This window comes from Bacillus sp. FSL H8-0492 (assembly GCF_038006145.1).
GTDB lineage: Bacteria > Bacillota > Bacilli > Bacillales > Bacillaceae_G > Bacillus_A > Bacillus_A mycoides.
Genome location: NZ_JBBOUP010000001.1, coordinates 4,255,605 through 4,271,863, shown reverse-complemented (window position 1 = coordinate 4,271,863; position 16,259 = coordinate 4,255,605). Strand labels below are relative to the sequence as shown.

Here is a 16,259-nt window from a genome sequence, read left to right as displayed (position 1 = left end):
AGTTATACATGCATAATTTATAATAACCTTCATATTGGTAAGGTTAAATTTAGACTTAAGTATGACAAATAAGGAAAGCTAAGATAATATATAGTTATTGAAGCCAGAAATGGATACATTAGGGTGTTTTTTTATACTAATATTTAGGCCCCATCATCATGAATTGATTCGCGAAGCTATCCATTGCTCTTCTATATCTATCTAAATCATCTCCTATCTTTCTAAATTCATCGATTCTATAGACGAGCTCCTTCTCTACTTCACTTAACCTTCTTTCAATTTCTTTAGCGGTATTTCCTTTCCAGCTATGTGCTAATAGTGTTTTTATGGCATTGACATTCTTTCTGTGATTTTCTAATTCTAAAATACACGATTCTAAATTATTTTTGGCACCTACTACATCGGCAGCATGTGCTATAACATCATAATTTTTCATGAAGATCACCCGTTTTTCAGTTTTGTTTATCAACAGTTTCAAATTCAACCGCTCTTTGTTCAATGAAATCAGCCTCAGAACGAATACGTTCCATATACCCTCTTTGAAATCCATAAATACCGTATGTAAGTGTATTTATTAAATTGCCATCAACACTAGCTGGCGATTGTTGTAATACATTAATAATTTTATTGCTTGCTTGTACGATCTTTTGGTTAATATCATCAATTTCCCTTTTTAAATCTGAAGTAATTTGTTTAACTTCTTCGACTGTTAAATGAATTGTAACCCCATCAGCGCGCGGGGACCCCTGAATTTTCTCTCCTGTATCGCTATCGTACATATTCGGTATATTCAAATAACCGTATTTATCGTGACTAAGGTTATCCATGGAATGAAAGCTTGGACCCATAAAACCCATGAAAAAACGAACAGTATTATAACCATTTGTTAAAAAAGGTAAAAATGGAATATAACTACTTGCATCATGAATCCTATTATCATTTTTTATATCTGGTTTATCTGTATAAAATAAATGACCTATACGACCTCTATTTTTATTATCATTTCCTCTAAAACCAGTAAATACAGTATCATTGGGGTTTCCGATAGTTGTAATTTGATCTTTATAATCTCCCCTTAAGGCTTTTTCCTTTTTATCTTTAGGTAATGAATCAATAACATTTGGAGCTTCGTAACTAACAACTGCTACATCATTCATAACCCCAGCGTATTCACCTAAACCACCACCTAGAGAATGGCCGGTTAATGTAAGCTGGTATCCGTCTAACCCATTTTTAGGGTCTTTCATATATTTCTTTACTTCTTTTGTTAAATCATCAGCATTAGTAAATTGACTTTCTGCAACTATTTTTTGCTTTCTTTCTTTCGCCATAGCGAAATTAAATTGTTCAGTTAAAGGAAGTGATGAAGTGTCAAAGCTATTCATTTTTTCCAAACTATCTTGATTTTTTCTAAAACGATTACCCATAACATCAAATACATCTGCATCATAAAAATCAGGTGCTTCCCAAGAGCCGCGAAAAGCAATCACAACTTGTTTTGTTTCTTCATTCTTGTAAACAGTGGCATCAAAGCTATTTTTTGAGTTATGAAGAACAGCACCATTTATTTCTACAGGTTTCCAAATCTCTTTTTGTTTACCAAATTCTACAACTTCTGTGAGAGCATCACCATAACTACTAGTAGCCAAATGGGAAAGGCTTTTATCTGAAACTGAACTTCCCATATTTCCATCTCCTCAAAAAAGATTTATAGTTATATTATAAATCTTCTTAAGGAGGAAATATATTGAATAAGAGAAAAAAGGTGAATATTGCTATTTTTACGATTTTATTATTAATAATAGGCTACGTATCTTATACAATGTACAACAAAAATATTACGCAAGATAAAGCTTCAAAAGTAGCAATAAATCATATGAAGGATAAAGAAAATATAGATCTTGTAGTTACTAAAGTTGAGATTTTACATGGAGTACGTGATGGTTTTATTGATGTAGAAGGTTATTCTAAAAATGATAAGAAAAAGGTAATCCGCGTTACGATAAACAAAACGCAAAACTATTTAGTCTCCGGTTGGGGATTTAAGGATTAGAGGTAAATGATTAGATTACTCAAATAGTAAATTCAAATGAGAGAAAGGCACCTGAAGGTGCCTTTTTTAACTAGATTTATTATTAACTAATGTATCCCCACCACCAAGCTCCGCCTCAATCTGCGAAGTCTTCGATGACTCATCCATACGCCAATAAGTAATAAAGCTTATTGCGATACATCCAGCTACGTAGAAATAGAATAGTGATTCCATTCCGATACTTTTTAGCCATAATGCGATGAACTCAGCTGTTCCGCCAAATATCGCAACAGTTAGTGCATACGGTAAACCTACGCCAAGTGCGCGAATTTCAGTTGGGAAGAGCTCTGCTTTTACAATTGCGTTAATGGAAGTGTAACCAGTAACGATAATGAGACCGACCATCATGAGTAAGAATGCTACGATTGAATTTGTATAATTTGGAGTGACCCAATAAAGTGAGACAAGGATAAAACACCTCTAATTTGTCGTATGTAGATGTAAACGACAAATTAGAGGTGTTTTTTCATGTACCACTTTCGGGTTCACTCAGGACCTAGTGCTTTTTTCTTTTGTAGGAGTCGGGGTGCTTGGTGGTTTTTGCGAAATTTGTCGGTAAGTCGATATATTCGGAGTTGTGTTCGATATAATTGGATAATCGTTGATATATTTTTTTAGGGTGTGGTATTCATTGGTAGAAAGAGTTTTCCGGGCGTATGATACAATGGGAGTAGCTCGTAAATAAGGAAGTGAAAGTATGAATGCTATACAATTTGTTCAATTTTATGTAATGAAAAGTGCTGAAAAGATTGATGAGTTATATATACGTAAAGAACAAGGTATAACAATTCTCCCCATTATAAAGCAGACCCCACGTAAGATTATGAATACAGCAGAACTTCTTTTTAGTGAAGAAGAAGTTTCAGATGTTTCTACTACTATTACAAAAAACTTTTATTCACCTAATGTAAGGAAAAGAGAAAGTGATGTTTTAAAGTGGTTAACGATATATGAAATGCTAGATTGTATAGAACGAGGGATTTTCATTAAGGAAGTTCGTTTTGAGAAAGATGGTAAAACGGTTCGTGACATTTTTTATCGAATGGGATATGGCTTGTTTACATATATGGAAAAGGAACGACAGTTAGAAAAGTTAAGAGAGGAAGAGATTTTACATCAATGGATGCAGAAGAAGCAGTCTATGCCAAAGTACACAAATGAGTATACGGAAAGATTATGGAATGTTTTGGAGCACATTGAAAACGATATCGAGAGTACTTTGCCTCCTATAGATGAAAAACGTTGGTCGTTTCATAAGACGGTTCTGTTTTTAGAGTTTCTACTCGCTACATATAAAATTAGTTGTGAGAAGCGTACATTTGATTGGAAAGAGATTGGCGCGGCGTATTATGAAGTGATTGGTGGTTCTAAAAAGTTTGATCAACATAAGAAAGAGTTTCTTGATCAGTTAGAAGATATGTTAGATGCTCCGCCGCATTGTTTAGGTTTAGTTAGCTTAGGTACGGTGACGCCTATATTTTTTTGCGGGAAATTACAGGAAGGTAATACGTATTATGAGTGTGATACGGTTCGTTCATTAACGGATTTAGTTGTATTTCGTCATGAGTATAAAACAGATGCGAAGGTTTTATGGCTTGTTGAAAATAGAGCGATATTAACGAGGATGGCAGCGGAGAGTGGTTTTGTAGCGAGTACGGATAGTCTCGTAGTTGGAGTGGATGGTCAACTACGCAGTGGGCATAAAAAGTTTATACAAAGCGTTCTTGCACATTCTCATTCTATAAAAAAAATTATGATTTGGACGGATTACGATGGTGCAGGAGAAGTGATTAGTGATGCGTTATTTGAATTGGTAGCACCATATGAAAGGCATGCACGCTGGATTTCTGCGGATGGAAGAGTGTTAGATAAGAAGGAGTTTGAGGAATCAACTTACTTAAGAGAAAGTGAGCAAGAAGAAAGTTTAGGAGGTGTGGATACTTGGATGGAATGGATCAGTCAGTAATTTCGATTTTACAAACAGATTCGTCGCATATTTCAGTACGAAATGCGATGAAAGATTTAAATAAATTATCAGGTGTTATTTCAGAGCTTGGACAGGGGAGGATTATATTTAATTCCCTTCCATACTTCTGATGGGGTGGACATCAATGAGATGTTGTTTTTTGTTCACGGATTTTTAACATCTTTATTTACAGTGTTTTGAATGTAATAATAAAAAGTTTGCTTTCATATTAGAAAAGGTTAGTCCCTCACTTCACTGCAGTTAAAAACCTCACATCCAAAAACAAAGGGGAACTCAATTGTTCAAACTCATATAAAGTTTCAATCTTGTCTAAGCATCCATTAGGATATACAATTGATCATCTATTTTTCTTTACATAATCTCCAGATACAGTCCATATCAACTATAGATTCTTGTCTTATGCTAAATGTAATCAAAAAGCAAGTAGATAAAGATAATGACTAAAACATTAACTCTAGATACTTTTTTGATGAATATTACAAATAAACAGGAGGTAATGAAAAATGATTAAAACATTATTAGCAGGAGCACTTTTAAGTACAGGATTGGTAGCGGGAGGTGCAGTAGGTGCAGATGATGCGAAAATGGACAATTTAAAGTCAAATGAAGATAGTTCAAATCAAGTAATTACACAAAGTGCAGATGGAACAACGTCTTTCTCACAAAACTTTGATTTACCTAAAGATGCAGTGCCAGCAACTCCTAAAGGAGACGTAAAAACTGTTGAAAGAACAGAAGGTACAGGTTCTCAGGAAGGAAAAATGGTACCAGCAAAAGAAGGTGCAGATTCTCAATCTGGATTTGAAATGGGAGCCCCTGAAAAACCAGAGCATGCAAAAACTGTTGAAAGAACAGAGGGTACAGACTCTCAAGAAGGAAAAATGGTACCAACAAAAGAAGGTACAGATTCTCAATCTGGATTTGAAATGGGAGCCCCTGAAAAACCAGAACATGCAAAAACTGTTGAAAGAACAGAAGGTACAGACTCTCAAGAAGGAAAAATGGTACCAACAAAAGAAGGAAATTAAATAATATATAGTTATAACGAAGAGCATCCAAAAGGGGTGCTCTTTTTATATTGTAGGGATTAACTAGTTTTACTCAATATAGAACTATAGGAGGACTTCAAGCTAGAATAGGGGTTACTGTCTCTTCAAATCATGGTGTTGGAAGCACTAGTTTTGGTGGTAACGTTACAACATAAACATTTTATTAGAGATTTTCTAAATTTACATACACTCTAGATGGACTACATATCAACTTCAGATACTTGTTTTATGATACAAGTAATCAAACAAAAGGAGGGCAATACAAAATGATTACAACAGTATTAACAGGGCACTCTTTTAAGTACAGGAGATTATTAACAGGTGGAGAAAATGTTGAGGATGTACAGACAGATAAACATATTCCATATGAACAAAATGAATTGCAGCGGACTCTAGAAAAGTACGATTCGAAGAAATTTGAGTTATAAAAAGAAAATAGATAAATATAGTGAAAATAGATAAATTGACAAGAGAAAAGCACTTTGTGTATATCACAGGTGCTTTTCTCTTGTCATTTTGATATAGGGTTTGAATTAAATTTTTACACTAAAATATATACGGCAAAAAGGGGGGAGTTCATTGCACAAAGTTATTTATGGAATATTAATTTTAATTTATACTTTGTATTCATTTTTTGTAAGTGATGGAAGTGAAGTAAGGTTTATTATGGTGTTAACTATAGTACTTATCTTTTCTGTAGTTTTAGAAAAAGGAAATGCAAACAAAACGACTGATTAAAGGTCTTTTTGTTTGCATTTTTTAGTTGGCTATTAAAGTCCAGATGTTTTAGGGATAGCACCAAATCGCCATCAAGCTTAAAGGACGATTTATCCCCAAACAATAAAAATGAGCTTTTTATTACAAGTTAGCACCAAATTTCGTTTTTGGGACACTATCAAATTTTTATTTGATGAAAACACCCGCCTAAAATAGAAAACTTTTAACCTATTATCATTTATTCCGTAGCTTTTAAGGTATTTAACACGACTTTGGTTGCGTCTGCAATAAGTTTGTCATCGTATTTAGCATCTTCTTTATCATGATTAGAAAGTATAGCAAGAACAATCGGCTTTTTATTTGGTGGCCAAATAATTGCGATATCATTTCTTGTTCCGTAAGATCCCGCGCCTGTTTTATCAGCTACTTCCCATCCTTTTGGTACGCCCGCACGAATCAATTTATCTCCAGTTGTATTTCTCTTCATCCAATCTACTAATAGTTCACGTTTTTCTATTGGAAGTGCAGTTCCTAATGTAAATGATTGAAGTGTCTTAGCTATCGCTTCTGGTGTACTGGTATCATGTGTTTCTCCTGGATGCACTTCATTTAATTCAGGTTCAAATCGTTCTGAAGTAGTAACAGTATCTCCCATTTCTCTCAAGATTTTTTCAAATTCAGAGGGCCCCCCTAACTGTTTAAGAATCAAATTATGTGCTGTGCTGTCACTATATCGAACAGAAGCATCTGCAAGTTCTTTTAACGTCAGTCCTGTATCAACATGCTTTTCAGTAATTGGATTATAATTAGAAAGATCTTCATGAGTATACGTAATCCTTTGATCAAGAGCTTCTAATGAGTTCTTGCGTAAAAGAGCGCCCACAGCTAATGATTTAGATGTAGATGCAAATGCAAAACGATCATCTGAATGATAAGCAACAGTTTGATTTGTACCTGTGTCCAGTGCATAAATACCAAGCTTAGCATCATATTCTTTTTCAAGTTTAGCGAAAGATTGATTACCTGTATTTTCTTGTTTAATTTGATTAGCTTGATTCGTTTGTTTAGGTGGTTCAGATTGAGTGTTACTATTGGAACAGCCTATAAGTGATACACATGAAAGTAATACTACAGGCACAATCTTTTTGTAATGTAAAATGTTAAAGAACTTGTTTAAAACGAACATAAATTTTCAACCTCTTTCAAGAATATATGGATTTTGTCTAGGTATTCTAAATACCAATGCAATTAAAGATGGCATAGGGTAACAATACTACTGCAACTAAAATTTCACAGGTTAAAGGACATCCAAAACGTTTATATGATTGATAAGTCACGGTTTGGGCTGTTTCTTTTTTGTTTCCACTTGTAATGGTTCACCTGTGAAAGTATTAAACTTGTAATACTTAACCGTAGTATTACAATACATATTTTTTACTTTTGGGAATAATAAGTCCTTTCTTTTTTTTGTAATACATAAAAATAGATGTCAAACGGGATATGTTGTATCCAATCTGGACAACTAATGTTAGAAATACACTTATTAGACACTCTAAGTAATAAATTTGTTCCACTTTAAGATGAGGAAGAATTTTGGGGTTGTAAAATAACGATGGAACTACGGGTTTTTTCGTCATACAAAAACCTCTACATGTAAGTAGAGGTTTTTAAATTGTATATTAATGAATTATGCTTTTTTAGATAAAGCAAATCGAGTTCAGGTAAACGAAGAACATAGAATACATAATTTTAACTAGATTTATTATTAGCTAGTTTATCTCCACCACCAAGCTCTGCCTCAATCTGCGAAGTCTTCGATGACTCATCCATACGCCAATACGTAATAAAGCTTATCGCGATACATCCAGCTACGTAGAAGTAGAATAGTGATTCCATTCCGATGCTCTTTAGCCATAATGCGATGAACTCTGCAGTCCCGCCGAATATCGCAACGGTTAGAGCATATGGTAAACCTACGCCAAGTGCGCGAATTTCAGTTGGGAAGAGTTCGGCTTTTACAATTGCGTTAATGGAAGTGTAACCAGTAACGATAATAAGACCGACCATCATGAGTAAGAATGCTACGATTGGTTCTGTCGTTTTTTCCATAAAGAAGAAGATTGGTGCTGTTAATAAAGTTCCGAGAATACCGAATGCCATTAATAATGGGCGACGTCCAATTTTATCGGATAGTAGCCCCGCAATCGGTTGAAGTACGACGAAAATAAGTAGTGCGACAAAGTTAATCCAGCTTACAACTTCTTTCGGGAGACCGACTGTGTTTACCATGAACTTTTGTAAATATGTTGTGTACGTATAGAATGCAACAGTGCCTCCTAGTGTTAGGCCGACTACTGTTAATACTGCTTTCGGGTGTTTCATAAGAGCGCGAACGGTTCCTGCGCTTTCGCGGTTTTTCGATTCCATATTTGAGAACTGCTCTGATTCATCCATTGTACGTCGAAGCCATAATACAGCTACTGCGCCCATTGCTCCAATAATGAATGGAATACGCCATCCCCAAGCTTTCATATCTGGTTCGCTTAGTAATTGCTGAAGAACAATTTGAACGCCCAACGCAACCATCTGCCCAGCAACGAGCGTTACATATTGAAAACTTGAATAAAAACCACGGCGTCCACTACTAGCCATCTCAGATAAATATGTTGCGGAAGTTCCGTACTCTCCGCCGAGTGATAATCCTTGCAGTAAACGGGCGAGAACTAAAATAATTGGCGCCATAATACCGATACTTTCGTAACTAGGTGTACAGGCGATAATTAAAGAACCACCGGCCATAACCGTAATAGAAAGAGTTAATGCTGCCCGGCGTCCGTGCCGATCTGCATAGCGTCCCATTAATAAACTTCCGATAGGGCGCATTAAAAATCCGACTGCGAAAATAGCTGCTGTGTTCAGTAACTGACTTGTTGGATCTCCTTTAGGAAAGAACTCTGCTGAGAAGTAAACAGCGAAAGCAGAGTAAACGTACCAATCGTACCATTCAATTAAATTGCCGACTGAACCTTTGAAGATATTGCCGGCGACTCGGTTAGATTTTGCTTGAGCCATAATAATTCCTCCTCTTGCTTATAAATAAAAGGTATATATGAAAGCGTGTTCAATGTAGTTGAATTGTACTGTTTTTTAATTGAAATCTCAATATTATGACAATTTTATTCTTTTTGTACTTTATGTACATGGAGAGTTTTAATAGTTGCTTCATTATTAGTTTTGTCATAATAATAGAAAAAGGAGATTGATAGTTTTGAATATTTTATCAAAGGATATGGAGTATGAAGAAATCACGTAAAGTGTCATTACAAACGAAAATAGTAAGCTTAATTATTACATTAATTTTATTTGTCGTTCTTCTGTTAGCAGGAATATTTGTTTACATTCAGTCCGTTGATACGAAGCGGCAAGTGGAGCAGTTAGCACTGCAAACAGCTAAATCCCTTTCTTTTATGCCAGCTATAAAAGATGCTTTTCAATATAACGAGCATAAAAGTACCATTCAATCCATTGCGGAACAAGTTCGTGAGCAAGCTGGTGCAGATTATGTAATTATAGAAGATCGTTATGGCGTTATGTATTCACATTCTAATTCGGAGTTGATTGGTACAAAGAGTAACAATCTATATAACTATGAAGCACTCACTTTTGGTGGCTATTATACACTCGAAGGAAATGGTGCAAGTGGCCCGGCTTTAATGGCGAAGGCGCCTATTATTGTTCATAACGGAGACTACGATCAAGTTGTAGGCGTTGTGACAGTAGAGTTTTTAATAAAAGGTATTGAATCTAACATACTGAGCAGAACGAAAGAAATCATACTCTTCTCTTTAGCGGTGTTACTAGTTGGAATTGTTGGCGGCATTCTTCTAGCACGTAGCATTCGTAAAGATACACTCGGTTTAGAGCCAAATGAAATTGCAGCTTTATACCGGGAACGAAGTGCGATACTACTATCTATAAAAGAAGGGATTATCGCTATTGATCAAAACGGTTGTATTACTATGATGAACACTTCGGCAGAAGAGATGCTGCATGTAAGTGATGAGTATATGCAGCAGCACATTTCAAAAGTTTTACCGGAATTTAATATGGAGAGAGTGCTAGAAAACGATCAAGAAATCGGGTTTCAAGATAAAGTGTTTATTTTAAACATGACACCAATACTCGAAAATAACAGTACAGTAGGCGTTGTATGTAGTTTTAGAGATAAAACAGAATTGCAAAACCTTGTTAACACAATATCTGAGGTAAGAAAATATTCAGAGGACTTACGTGCTCAAACGCATGAATTTACAAATAAACTTTTCGTCTTATCTGGTTTATTGCAGTTAGGACACTACAGAGAAGCAATTGAATTTATCCAACAAGAATCTAATGTTCATCAAAGCCAAAACCATATTTTATTTCATCAAATTCACGATGCGAAAGTACAAGCTATTTTATTAGGGAAAATCGGAACAGCATCTGAGAAGAAAATTGATTTTCATATTGAAGGAGATAGTGCGCTTCAACCGTTACCAGACTATATAAAAGTTTCGCACCTTATTACGATCCTTGGAAACATAATCGACAATGCATTTGATGCGGTGAGTGAACGAGAGGGAAAGAGTGTTTCCTTCTTTGTTACGGATATTGGACACGATATTGTGTTTGAAGTGATAGATAGTGGAGCAGGGATACCGGCAGAAAAAATCACGACCATTTTTCAAAAAGGGTTTTCAACGAAAGGAAATGATCGTGGTTACGGGCTAGCAAACGTGAAAGAAATGGTAGATCTACTAGAAGGAACAATTGAAATTCAGAACGAGAAAAATGGGGGAGCTATTTTTACAATTTATCTTCCGAAAACATTGAGAGAAAGTACATGACAAACAGGGGGATGGGCATATGTTGAAGGTTGCAGTTGCAGAAGATGATTTCCGCGTCGCGCAAATTCAGGAAGAGTTTTTATCAAAAATAAAGGACGTAAAAGTGATTGGAAAAGCATTGAACGCGAAAGAAACGATGGAACTACTACAAAGGGAAGAAATCGATTTGCTTCTATTAGATAATTATTTACCAGACGGAATCGGCACAGACCTATTGCCGAAAATTCATGCAGACTTTCCAGACGTTGACATCATTATGGTTACTGCGGCGAATGAAAACCATATGTTAGAAAAAGCAATTCGAAATGGCGTAAGTAACTACCTTATAAAACCGGTCACGTTAGAAAAATTCGTTCGCACAATTGAAGAATATAAAAGAAAGAAGCAACTATTACATAGTAACAATGAAGTGAATCAAGCACTTATCGATAACTTCTTCGGCATTTCGCAAACACAAGACATAAAAAACTTACCGACAGGTGTAGATCCGCTAACACTGCAAAAAGTGAAAGGGGTTATAAAAGGATTCGAAGAGGGAATTACAATAGAAGAAATGGGAGAACAAATGGGTGCCTCCAGAACAACCGCAAGAAGATATTTAGAATACTTAGTAGCGACAAATGAATGCACAGTAGAGTACACATACGGCATTATCGGACGACCAGAACGAAAATATCGAATAGGACGAGGACTATGAAAAAACGATTATTACTATGTATATGGATCATGACAGGAGTAATAGCTGGTTGTTCTTCAGAAAAATCTCAAACGAATACAGTAAACATAGACAAAGTAGAAATCGTTGCGCCAAACGTTCAAGGAGCAGGGTGGGACTTAACAGCACGGGCGATGCAAAAAACACTAACAGAAGAAAAAATCTTCACAAAACCAATCACTGTCACAAACAAAGTAGGTGGCAGCGGTGACGTCGGATGGAAATATACGAAACAAAAAGGTGGTCACGTACTGGCGATTAACTCAAGCTTACTCATAACGAACAACCTACTAGGCCACAGTAAACTAACATATAAAGACTTCACCCCACTCGCGACACTCGCATCAGATTGGGAAGTCGTTGTCGTCTCAAAAGACTCAAATATAGAAAACGCAAACGAACTAATGGAACAACTCAAACAAGACAAGAAAAACTTCAAAATCGGCGTTGCCCCAGGCCTAGGAAACGACGATCACCTATCATTCGTACAAGTAAGCAAAGCATTTGGCATAAACCCTGCCGAACTACAATTCTTCGTCTACGAAAACAAAGAAAAAATCATAAACGCCCTAACGAACAAACAAATAGGCGCCGCAACCATGACCCTATCCGAAGCCGAAAAACAATACAAAGCCGGCAAAATAAAAATACTAGCCGTATCCGCACCAAAACGCCTAGACCGACTACCAGAAATCCCAACATGGAAAGAACAAGGAATCGACGTTGTCTTCCAGCACTGGAAAGGGATTATGGGCCCGAAAGATATGACGGAGGAAGAGATTGCTTATTGGGATAGTGTTATTAAGAAGATGGTGGAGAGTGATAGTTGGAAGGGGATTTTGAGGGAGAGGGGTTGGGAGAGTTTTTATAAGGGGAGTGGGGAGAGTAGGGGGTTTTTGGAGGAGAGTGATTTTAGGTATGAGGAGATGGTGAAAAAAGAGGCTTAAGAGGGAAGTATTCGATCATGCTTTATTTTTGTAGTTACTTCTATATAATATAAAAGAGATGAGAGTGTTAGGCTAATTACATTAAAGGTGCTAGATAGGAATAGATAAATTCTGTCTTACTGTTTAAAAATATATTAGTCGTTAAAAGATATAAAAGGCATTTTTCAGTCTATAAGGTGTGGGAATGTAAATTATAGAGTTTCTGTGAGATTTAAGGAGGATATAATGAAGAAAAATATTTATGTTGTTGGAGCAGTAATTGTCCAAGATGAGAAAATTTTATGTGCACAAAGAGGGCCATCTAAATCGCTACCTCTTATGTGGGAATTTCCAGGTGGGAAAATAGAAGAGGGAGAAACACCTCAAGAGGCGTTAAAGCGTGAAATCGATGAAGAAATGCATTGTAGCGTGCAGATTGGTGAACAAATTGATTATACAGCCTATGAGTATGATTTTGGTATTGTTCATTTGAAAACTTTTTATTGTAAACTTGTTGAAGGAAGTCCGGTTTTAACTGAGCACGTAGCAATTAAATGGTTATATCCGAATGAACTGGCAGATTTAGAGTGGGCACCTGCGGATATCCCGACTATTGAGAAATTATCAAAAGAATCGCTTGTAAAGTGATTTGATTAAAAACTATTCGTTTTATGCGGATAGTTTTTTTATTGTAATAAATTTGCACTTTAAATCAGTGAGTAATACAATTAGTATAAAAATTTGTCATAAATGGTGATCATATGGAGAATTTCATTCAAAAGTTAGAAGGGTCTTTATATAAAGGATTTATTGATCAAGAACATAATCATTCTGGAATATATAAGCCTAAATTATTAGTAAACAATACGAAGAAAAATGAAATTGTTTTAAGCTCATTGTTGGAAGAGCTTGAAAATAGTACAGCCTTTATTTTCTCAGTGGCTTTTATTACGGAAAGTGGGCTAGCGACTTTAAAATCACATTTCCTTGATCTTAAACAAAAAGGGGTTAAAGGACGTATATTAACATCTACATTCTTAAATTTTAATACACCAAAAGTGTTTAGAGAGTTAATGAAACTTGAAAATGTAGAAGTAAGATTAACAAATTTATCTGGTTTTCATTCAAAGGGATACATATTTGATAACAAAACACATTGTTCATTAATTGTCGGTAGTTCAAATCTGACTGCACATGCTTTGAAGGTAAACTATGAATGGAACGTTAAGTTAACATCGCATGAAGATGGAGAGATTGTACAGCATTTTAAGAATCAATTTGAAGAAGTTTGGGAGCATTCTCAAGTATTAACTGAAGAGTTAATTGGAAATTACGAAACAATATATGAACAAGTTGCAGAAAATAAGTTACTAGATCGAGTTATAGAATTACCTGGTCAATATCATAATTCAATTGAAGAAGCTTTGAAAATTACTCCAAATAAAATGCAACAAGCTGCGTTAAAAGAAATACAAGCTATTCGAGACGCTGGAAAAGAAAAAGGATTAGTTATCTCTGCAACAGGAACGGGGAAGACATATCTTTCAGCATTTGATGTCAGAAATTTTGCACCTAAACGGATGCTATTTATTGTTCATCGAGAGCAAATATTAAATAAAGCAAAATCAGATTTTCAAAAAGTTCTTGGTGGAGCCGATGAGGATTTTGGGATTTTATCAGGATCAAATAAGCAAATGAATGCTAAATATTTATTTGCGACGATCCAAACCATTTCAAAAGAGGACACTTTACATCAATTTGATCCTGAGCTATTCGATTATATTTTAATAGATGAAGTTCATAAAGCTGGTGCTAGTTCTTATCATAGGGTTATGGATTATTTTAAACCTAAATTTTTAATGGGAATGACTGCTACACCTGAACGTACAGATAATTTTAATATTTATGAGCTCTTTGATTACAACATTGCTTATGAGATTCGTTTGCAAGAAGCACTTGAAGAAGATATGCTTTGTCCGTTCCATTATTTTGGAGTAACTGATTTTGAATATAATGGTGAAAAGATAGATGACACTACGATTTTATCTAAACTTGTTACGGAAGAACGGGTGGATCATATAGTTGAAAAAGTAAAATACTATGGTTTTTCTGGTGAAAAGGTAACAGGATTAATGTTTTGCAGCCGAAAAGATGAGGCTGAACAATTATCACATGCTTTAAATAACAAAGGTTTTCGCACATTTGCATTAACCGGCGATCATTCACAACAGGAAAGAGAACTGCGTGTGAACCAATTAGAAAATGGCATACTTGATTATATTTTAACAGTAGATATTTTTAATGAAGGAATTGATATTCCAAGTGTGAACCAAGTTGTTATGTTAAGACAAACTCAATCAAGTATTATCTTTATACAGCAGCTGGGGCGTGGGCTTCGAAAACACAATTCGAAAGATTTTGTTACGATTATTGATTTTATTGGAAACTATAAAAACAACTATTTAATTCCGATTGCTCTTTCAGGGGATAGATCACAAAATAAAGATAATATACGTAGATATACAAATGACACGAGTTATATTAAAGGCATTTCAACAGTTAACTTTGAAGAGATAGCGAAAAAGCAAATCTTTAAAGCGATTAACGATAGTAATTTAACAGCAATGAAAATATTAAAAGAAGCTTTTGGTGAGTTGAAAAATAGAATAGGAAGAATTCCATATCTATATGACTTTATAGTAAACCATTCTATTGATCCAGTTGTACTTGTGGAAGGATATTCGAATTATTATCAGTTTCTATTGAAAATGAAAGAGGATGTCCCTGTATTAACAGAGTACGAAAATAAAGTTTTAACAATGTTTTCATTAGAAGTATTAAATGGAAAACGTAAAAATGAAATTGTTTTATTAGAATTGTTACTAAAGCAAGGAAAAGTTGATAAAGATGAGTATTTAAAACAACTTAAAAAATCTAATTGCTTAACAGATGATGATACGATTACGTCTGTGCAGCGGGTTTTTGAGTTATCATTTTTCACACAGAATAACCAGAAAAAATATGGTGAAAAGCCGATTCTCGTATTGCAAGAAGATAATACGTACATGTTTAATGATCTAATCCGAGAAAGTTTAGAAAAGAATGAATACTTCAAGTATATGGTAATGGACATCATTAAAAGTGCGAAAGAAAAGAACAAAAACTATGAGTGTGATAGTAACCTTACTATATATAAAAAATACTCAAGAAAAGATGCATGTAAACTTTTAAATTGGCACATTGATGAGACTTCAACTATGTATGGCTATAAAACCAAATACTCTACTTGCCCAATATTTGTCACATATCATAAAAACGATGAGGTAGAATCCAGTGTGAACTATGGTGATGAATTCCTTAATCAAGATGTTCTTAAATGGTATACAAGAAGTAATAGAACATTAAAGTCAAAGGAAGTTCAAACAATTATTGATGCTAAAGAAAATAATATTGATGTCCATATTTTTGTGAAAAAAGATGATGACGAGGGAAGCGACTTTTACTATTTAGGAAAAGCGAGACCTGATAAAGCAAGTGTAGAACAAACTGAAATGCAAGATAAAAGTGGAAAAGAACTACCGGTTGTTACGATGAATATGATTATGGAGAAATCGGTGGATAATAAGCTGTATGATTATTTAAAGGATAGTAATATTTTTTAGGTAGATTAAATTTTTAATGCTTGTCTAGCTTAAAAATGATTAACGGGATAGTAGTATTAGTGGATAGGATAAGGCTGTATCAAAATGGCATTGGAGTATGCTTTTGATATGGCCTTATTTATTAGAATTTAATGTGTTTTTTGTTAGGTTTGTAGGTTCAATGGGGATGGATCTTTCTTATATGCTGCAGTGTGTAAATAGAGGTTATCAGAGTAGGTGATGATA

15 protein-coding genes and 1 pseudogene are annotated in these 16,259 nt (G+C 34.8%); 11 read left to right on the top strand and 5 right to left on the bottom strand.

What is annotated here, in order from left to right; genetic code table 11:
* Positions 1–136 precede the first annotated feature (136 nt).
* Positions 137–436: a hypothetical protein gene (locus MHH66_RS21950; RefSeq protein WP_013246223.1), complete on the bottom strand. Its 300-nt coding sequence runs from the start codon at positions 434–436 to the stop codon at positions 137–139.
* A 16-nt stretch (positions 437–452) separates the two neighbouring features.
* Positions 453–1,490, bottom strand: a complete 1,038-nt coding sequence (locus tag MHH66_RS21945; protein WP_078184627.1) for a lipase family protein — start codon at positions 1,488–1,490, stop codon at positions 453–455.
* A gap of 257 nt (positions 1,491–1,747) precedes the next feature.
* On the opposite strand from MHH66_RS21945, the gene MHH66_RS21940 reads away from it, so the two are divergent.
* A complete protein-coding gene (locus tag MHH66_RS21940; RefSeq protein ID WP_063217468.1) occupies positions 1,748–2,053 on the top strand; it encodes a hypothetical protein in 306 nt (101 codons plus the stop codon).
* A gap of 66 nt (positions 2,054–2,119) precedes the next feature.
* Here the strand turns inward: MHH66_RS21940 and MHH66_RS21935 are convergent.
* Positions 2,120–2,467, bottom strand: a pseudogene (locus tag MHH66_RS21935) (alpha-ketoglutarate transporter); the annotation flags it as partial.
* Positions 2,468–2,789: 322 nt separating this feature from the next.
* Here MHH66_RS21935 and MHH66_RS21930 point away from each other — a divergent pair.
* The 5 genes from MHH66_RS21930 to MHH66_RS21910 all read left to right on the top strand — a co-directional run bounded on the left by MHH66_RS21930 (position 2,790) and on the right by MHH66_RS21910 (position 5,866).
* The gene (locus tag MHH66_RS21930) at positions 2,790–4,058 is read left to right on the top strand and encodes a histidine kinase (protein WP_078184557.1); all 1,269 of its coding nucleotides are present in this window, start codon (positions 2,790–2,792) and stop codon (positions 4,056–4,058) included.
* Positions 4,034–4,189 carry a hypothetical protein gene (locus MHH66_RS21925; protein ID WP_162532035.1) on the top strand — a complete coding sequence of 52 codons (156 nt, stop codon included), beginning with the start codon at positions 4,034–4,036 and terminating at the stop codon, positions 4,187–4,189. Before MHH66_RS21930 ends, MHH66_RS21925 begins: the two co-directional genes overlap by 25 nt.
* A 393-nt stretch (positions 4,190–4,582) precedes the next feature.
* Positions 4,583–5,107 (top strand): hypothetical protein, encoded by a 525-nt coding sequence (locus tag MHH66_RS21920; RefSeq protein ID WP_078184558.1) that lies wholly within the window; start codon positions 4,583–4,585, stop codon positions 5,105–5,107.
* Between the two features lie 287 nt (positions 5,108–5,394).
* Entirely contained in the window at positions 5,395–5,556 is a 162-nt protein-coding gene (locus tag MHH66_RS21915; RefSeq protein WP_165689461.1) for a hypothetical protein, read from the top strand.
* 151 nt (positions 5,557–5,707) lie between these two features.
* The gene (locus tag MHH66_RS21910) at positions 5,708–5,866 is read left to right on the top strand and encodes a hypothetical protein (protein ID WP_002087303.1); all 159 of its coding nucleotides are present in this window, start codon (positions 5,708–5,710) and stop codon (positions 5,864–5,866) included.
* A 217-nt stretch (positions 5,867–6,083) separates the two neighbouring features.
* On the opposite strand, the gene blaIII is transcribed toward MHH66_RS21910, so the two are convergent.
* The gene (blaIII, locus tag MHH66_RS21905) at positions 6,084–7,031 is read right to left on the bottom strand and encodes a class A beta-lactamase BlaIII (protein WP_078184559.1); all 948 of its coding nucleotides are present in this window, start codon (positions 7,029–7,031) and stop codon (positions 6,084–6,086) included.
* A 563-nt stretch (positions 7,032–7,594) separates the two neighbouring features.
* Positions 7,595–8,917: an MFS transporter gene (locus MHH66_RS21900; RefSeq protein WP_078184561.1), complete on the bottom strand. Its 1,323-nt coding sequence runs from the start codon at positions 8,915–8,917 to the stop codon at positions 7,595–7,597.
* A 224-nt stretch (positions 8,918–9,141) separates the two neighbouring features.
* On the opposite strand from MHH66_RS21900, the gene MHH66_RS21895 reads away from it, so the two are divergent.
* The 5 genes from MHH66_RS21895 (at position 9,142) to MHH66_RS21875 (ending at position 16,034) form a co-directional block, all read left to right on the top strand.
* Positions 9,142–10,731, top strand: coding sequence for an ATP-binding protein (locus MHH66_RS21895; RefSeq protein ID WP_078184562.1), 1,590 nt, complete (start codon positions 9,142–9,144; stop codon positions 10,729–10,731).
* A 19-nt stretch (positions 10,732–10,750) separates the two neighbouring features.
* Positions 10,751–11,428: a response regulator gene (locus tag MHH66_RS21890; protein ID WP_078184563.1), complete on the top strand. Its 678-nt coding sequence runs from the start codon at positions 10,751–10,753 to the stop codon at positions 11,426–11,428.
* Positions 11,425–12,393, top strand: coding sequence for a tripartite tricarboxylate transporter substrate binding protein (locus MHH66_RS21885; protein ID WP_078184564.1), 969 nt, complete (start codon positions 11,425–11,427; stop codon positions 12,391–12,393). Before MHH66_RS21890 ends, MHH66_RS21885 begins: the two co-directional genes overlap by 4 nt.
* 225 nt (positions 12,394–12,618) lie before the next feature.
* Positions 12,619–13,020 carry a (deoxy)nucleoside triphosphate pyrophosphohydrolase gene (locus MHH66_RS21880; RefSeq protein WP_002134691.1) on the top strand — a complete coding sequence of 134 codons (402 nt, stop codon included), beginning with the start codon at positions 12,619–12,621 and terminating at the stop codon, positions 13,018–13,020.
* Between the two features lie 113 nt (positions 13,021–13,133).
* Positions 13,134–16,034 (top strand): DUF3427 domain-containing protein, encoded by a 2,901-nt coding sequence (locus MHH66_RS21875; protein ID WP_078184565.1) that lies wholly within the window; start codon positions 13,134–13,136, stop codon positions 16,032–16,034.
* Positions 16,035–16,259 lie beyond the last annotated feature (225 nt).

Excerpts from the sequence above, each read along its gene's own strand:
- MHH66_RS21950 (WP_013246223.1), bottom strand. The coding sequence starts at position 436 with ATGAAAAATTATGATGTTATAGCACATGCTGCCGATGTAGTAGGTGCC.
- MHH66_RS21930 (WP_078184557.1), top strand. The coding sequence starts at position 2,790 with ATGAATGCTATACAATTTGTTCAATTTTATGTAATGAAAAGTGCTGAA.
- MHH66_RS21920 (WP_078184558.1), top strand. The coding sequence starts at position 4,583 with ATGATTAAAACATTATTAGCAGGAGCACTTTTAAGTACAGGATTGGTA.
- MHH66_RS21915 (WP_165689461.1), top strand. The coding sequence starts at position 5,395 with ATGATTACAACAGTATTAACAGGGCACTCTTTTAAGTACAGGAGATTA.
- blaIII (WP_078184559.1), bottom strand. The coding sequence starts at position 7,031 with ATGTTCGTTTTAAACAAGTTCTTTAACATTTTACATTACAAAAAGATT.
- MHH66_RS21900 (WP_078184561.1), bottom strand. The coding sequence starts at position 8,917 with ATGGCTCAAGCAAAATCTAACCGAGTCGCCGGCAATATCTTCAAAGGT.
- MHH66_RS21895 (WP_078184562.1), top strand. The coding sequence starts at position 9,142 with ATGAAGAAATCACGTAAAGTGTCATTACAAACGAAAATAGTAAGCTTA.
- MHH66_RS21890 (WP_078184563.1), top strand. The coding sequence starts at position 10,751 with ATGTTGAAGGTTGCAGTTGCAGAAGATGATTTCCGCGTCGCGCAAATT.
- MHH66_RS21885 (WP_078184564.1), top strand. The coding sequence starts at position 11,425 with ATGAAAAAACGATTATTACTATGTATATGGATCATGACAGGAGTAATA.
- MHH66_RS21880 (WP_002134691.1), top strand. The coding sequence starts at position 12,619 with ATGAAGAAAAATATTTATGTTGTTGGAGCAGTAATTGTCCAAGATGAG.
- MHH66_RS21875 (WP_078184565.1), top strand. The coding sequence starts at position 13,134 with ATGGAGAATTTCATTCAAAAGTTAGAAGGGTCTTTATATAAAGGATTT.